This window comes from Butyricimonas sp. Marseille-P2440 (assembly GCF_900091675.1).
In the GTDB taxonomy this organism is placed as follows: domain Bacteria; phylum Bacteroidota; class Bacteroidia; order Bacteroidales; family Marinifilaceae; genus Butyricimonas; species Butyricimonas synergistica.
Map to the genome: position 1 here is coordinate 1 of NZ_LT594602.1, position 4478 is coordinate 4478.

At 38.6% G+C, this 4478-nt stretch carries 6 protein-coding genes; 2 read left to right on the forward strand and 4 right to left on the reverse strand.

All coding sequences use genetic code 11. The annotated features are described in order from the left end of the window. The 3 genes from BN8899_RS00030 to BN8899_RS00045 form a co-directional block, all read right to left on the reverse strand. Window positions 1-268: hypothetical protein (locus BN8899_RS00030; RefSeq protein WP_148375183.1), on the reverse strand; the 268-nt coding region annotated here is incomplete at its 3' end. Window positions 269-475: 207 nt separating this feature from the next. Further along, window positions 476-718, reverse strand: coding sequence for a hypothetical protein (locus BN8899_RS00040; protein WP_065217804.1), 243 nt, complete (start codon window positions 716-718; stop codon window positions 476-478). Window positions 719-730: 12 nt separating this feature from the next. After that, window positions 731-1090 carry a response regulator transcription factor gene (locus BN8899_RS00045; protein WP_065217805.1) on the reverse strand — a complete coding sequence of 120 codons (360 nt, stop codon included), beginning with the start codon at window positions 1088-1090 and terminating at the stop codon, window positions 731-733. A gap of 361 nt (window positions 1091-1451) precedes the next feature. Here BN8899_RS00045 and BN8899_RS00055 point away from each other — a divergent pair, with 361 nt between their 5' ends. Then, entirely contained in the window at window positions 1452-2147 is a 696-nt protein-coding gene (locus BN8899_RS00055; RefSeq protein ID WP_065217807.1) for a S24 family peptidase, read from the forward strand. Then, entirely contained in the window at window positions 2144-2812 is a 669-nt protein-coding gene (locus tag BN8899_RS00060; protein ID WP_065217808.1) for a helix-turn-helix domain-containing protein, read from the forward strand. Before BN8899_RS00055 ends, BN8899_RS00060 begins: the two co-directional genes overlap by 4 nt. 96 nt (window positions 2813-2908) lie before the next feature. Here the strand turns inward: BN8899_RS00060 and BN8899_RS00065 are convergent, their stop codons facing one another. Continuing rightward, window positions 2909-4216 carry a tyrosine-type recombinase/integrase gene (locus tag BN8899_RS00065; RefSeq protein WP_065217809.1) on the reverse strand — a complete coding sequence of 436 codons (1308 nt, stop codon included), beginning with the start codon at window positions 4214-4216 and terminating at the stop codon, window positions 2909-2911. Between the last annotated feature and the right edge of the window lie 262 nt (window positions 4217-4478).

A 4478-nucleotide genomic window follows, 5' to 3' on the forward strand; every position in this document is an offset into this window, starting at 1 on the left:
TCGCTACTTTGTCCGGGCTAACCTTACATAAATCATTGCTTGTCAGGAAATGTTTAATCTCTTCCTCTATCCCGTCCCCGTGCTCTTCTATAGCCTTCAAGCATTCGTTGCAGAAAACCAAACCGTGAATAACCTTACAATCTTCATCATCCACCAGCTCCTCGCAGAATACACACTTGTCTTGCAAGGGGAGATCGCTTGCTCCCGAGTTACCATGCCAAGGGCAATATGGATAGTCTTCAGAGCCGAAAGGGGCGTTATAACTCATATTACCTAATTTTAAAATCCATTGAATCCAGCTTCTTCCAGTCTACCTTTAACCACTTCTTGCACGTCCAAGAGGCAAGAGCGAAATTCAAAATAGCTAATGGAAGAAAAACCATTAAAGCGTGTATGTTATCTTCCGGTGTACAAGCGAATAAAGAAAAGCTAAGACCGGCGTAGAGCTTTAAAAGGGTGTTTATTAGGTTCTGTTTCATCTTTCTCTTAGGTATTTAAGTCGTAATTCGTTAAAATCGATCGTTAAAGCGTCTGCAAGGCTAATCATGCCGTCGGCATCTTTTTTTATAAGTCCCTCTTGCGCGTAAGCCCTTACCGTGTTGTGTGATACCCCCCATAGCTTGGATACAAACCTAAAACTAACGGGTATATTGGTGAACCTTTTAGCGTACACGTATCCCTCTTTTTTTAATACATTATCATCAACGGTTACTTGCATGGCTTTATCTTTTTATTCTTCAACATATTCCGTCCTTCTTGCCGTTCTCGTCCTTGCCCTTCTAGCTCGCATCATGTCGGCAGGTTGTATCAGTAATTGCATAAAAATTAACGCTATCATCGTCATCGCGCTCACCGCTCTTTTCACGTTACCGATCTTGTCATTGTCGATAGTCATGCGTTCCGGGTGTTTCACGAACATATATGCTGCTAATTCCGTGGATTTATTAAAATGGAGTTTGGCGTATATGTTGCGCAAAGTGTTTTTCACGGTAAACGGGCTAATGTTTAGCCTATCGGCAGCCTCGTCCACGGATGCGCCCCACGCGATATAATCGGCGATCTCGATTTCTCTGTTAGTTAGCGTATTCATAGTTAAATACCTTTTCCACGTTATACTGCTTGAAAATGTCACGAATGATGTCTACCTGCTCTATGGTAGATCTTACAACACCGAGCCTCTTTAATCTGAAACTCTGTTGTGTTATACCAAGAGATTTGGTAACTTTTTCTCTAACCTCTCTACGTTCTTTCGGCGAAAGTCTAGTGTAAGCCATTGAAAAAGAGTAGTCTCTTTTTGCTATTGTCGTTTCGTTATTTTCTTTGTACATTTGCATATCGTTATTACTAATTATTACAATGCAAATATATGAGTATTTACCAATATTAAAAATAAAAATACCAACAAAATTATTAGTATTTACTAATATAGATGCATTCTAAATAAAATCACAATGTCTGAAGATTTAATCATATTGAATATTAATAAATTAGTTGATGATAGCGGTTTGTCTAAAGGAAAGTTTGCGGACAAGGCGGGAATCGCTCGATCTAATTTTTCGAAAATAACTAATGGTAATTACCCATGTGGAGAAGGCGTGATTAATAAAATTGTGTTAGCTTTTGGGGTTAATAAGCACTGGTTATTGACAGGGGAGGGGGATATGTATACCCCTAAACAAGAAAACGAAGTATCCTACGGTGATTTTATCGTGATGAATGTTCCTCTTGTTGGTCAATACGCTTACGGTGGTTATTTGTGCGGGTACCAAGATGAAACCTACGTTGCCCAATTGCCTCGCATTCCTTTCGTGGTGGACCATGAAGCTCGTGGTAGATATGTTGCTTTCGAGATGCGCGGGGATTCCATGACGGATGATACCGGGAGATATATAGAGGGAGATATATTATTGTGTAGAGAAGTGCCCCAAGATTTATGGTGCCAGACAAAACTGCACATGAGGAAATGGGATTTTGTTATCGTGCACAAGGAAGGCATACTTATAAAAAGGGTTATTGGACATGACGTGGAGAATCACAGGTTGACACTTCATTCTCTTAATCCCCTGTATTCGGATCGAGTTATAGACCTCGCTGATGTGCGGCAAATATTTAACGTGGTAAAATTGCAAAGGGGAATGCAGATATGACACAGCAAGATCGCCTACAACAAGTCCGAAGGTTAATGGAATTAACACAATCCGAGATGGCTTTCCATATAGGAGTTACACAAGGCGCGTATTCTCCGTACGAGAAAAGCAGGGATATCCCATCGAAATATTATCCCATGCTCCAAAAAATTGGAGTGAACACGAACTGGATTGCCACGGGGGAGGGGGAGCCTATAGATCAAGAGGCTTACTTGCAGTTTAAAAAGTTCCGGGAAAATTCGGAAGTATCGGTTGTGGATGTTCGGGTATCTCCTAACGTGGTATTGCCTTTTTTGCAGTTTAGTTTCCGGCAGGCTTTTACAAGGGGAGATAGAATCAAGGAAAAGGCGATAATCGTGAGGGAGGATGACGTGGATTACAAGGGGGCAATAGTGGTTGAAGCTGGAAACGAGAAAATGGAACCAACAACACTACCGGGGGAAAAATTACTTTGTATGCCGGCGGGTAATATAAATTACGTCACGGGGGTTGTGCTTGTCGTGTTGGATAACATCGTATTAATAAGACGAATCAGGTCTAATGGAGTGGGAAATGATGTTGTTGTTTTAGAGTCTGATAGTGGAGGGGAAACTATTTCCGTTCGCAAGGTAGATATATTAAATATGTATAAGGTCGTGATGTCTGTTGGCAGACCTATTTCTTGAACATATAAAACTTACAATTTGTAATCAAAACGTGTGTTTTTGCTTATAGATTGTATAAAGGGAATTGCTTACAAATTGTAAGTTTTTGTCGTTATTTTAGTTATAATCTTGATTTTTGAAGTACGGGTGATTTGCCAGCATTTCGGCATTCTCTTCCTCTGTAATTTTTATATATTTCATGAACGCTTGTTCTGTTTTGTGTCCCGTGATTTTCATTATCGAGATAGCGGGGATGCCTGCTTTGTATAAGTTCGTCGCACCCGACCTTCTCGCTGTATGTGTTGTCACGATCTCGTATTTTTTAAACGTCATTCGCTCTTTCTTGCCGCCTTTGCTTTTGGTTATCTCGACAAGATCATCTATGCCCGCCATCATGCAGATGTCTTTTATGTGTTCGTTTATTTTTTGGTCACTAATCTTTGTTGTAATATCAAATCCAGAATCCAAAATCTCCCTAAGCATGGCTGAAATAGGAATAATTACGGGAGCCTCTGTTTTTCGTGTAGCGATATTTATAAAATTCTTTCCTATGTTTACCTTGTTTAATTTGTTAAAATCTCCGACTCTTAAAGCGGTGCAGCATCCTGTTAAAAATTTATTCTTTACAATAATGCACGATTCGAGTTTGTTTTGCAAATTCCCCTTGTTTTTGTCGATGTCAGGGAAATATTTTTTCAGTAATTCTTCTGTTATTTTCAACTTGTGAATTTTCCATAGCTCGTCATCATTTAGATATATAGAGTCTGCTGTTTCCCACGCGACGACAAACTTTTTGTTGTTTATCGTGTCAAAATCGTGCAAGTTGTCGATGTCTTTTGCCTCGTTAAATACAGACTTCACGCATTTCACGACAGAAGCGAAATAATTTTTTGAATATCCTTTTTCGTTCATGTCTTTTTTTAACGTATTGTAAAATTCAATGTCTATGTCGCTGAATTTTAATTTTACTTTATGCTTATCCTCGTACGTGATTAGCTTTTTTTTTGCGGTGTTGTATTGTTTTATAGTATCGACTGAATATTCCCCGGAATATCTATCTATAAAAGTTTGAATGAAATCCACGAAATATACTTCTTGGTCTTCTTCAACTTCTATTCCCTTGCTTTTGTTTTCCAGGAAGTCTACTTCTTTCCAAAAATCTTCCTCGGCAGGAATATTTTTGCCTATTGTGAAGTTGTCACAAGCTGCCTCGCAAAATTTTTTAATATCCTTTAATCTCGTGTTTACAGCTTTCCCGTGCGGGTATTCTCGTTTCTCGCTGCAATTTTTCCCGCCGCCAAGCCAATATGCTGGATCTACGGATTCACCAGAGCTTCGTTTAAATCTTTTACCTTTAAATCGAACTATTGTGTCGATCGAAGAAATTTTCTTATTTTTGTTTGACAAAGAAAATGAAACACCCATGAAGATAAATATTAAAAGGAACGTTTTTAGGAACGCAAAGTTGACCAAATGTGGTCAAATATCAAAGTTTTTGAAACAAATATTTTTATTTTGGTCAGTAAATAATAATGTTGACCAATACTGGTCAATTAGTATAGTCTTGTCTTGGGCACATATATCCTGATAATCGTTTGATTGTCAGGATATATTTTTTTTAGCAGGAACGCATTTAGGAACGGCAGTCAATTCTAGGCTTTATTTTTCATTTTTCGGTAATGTATTT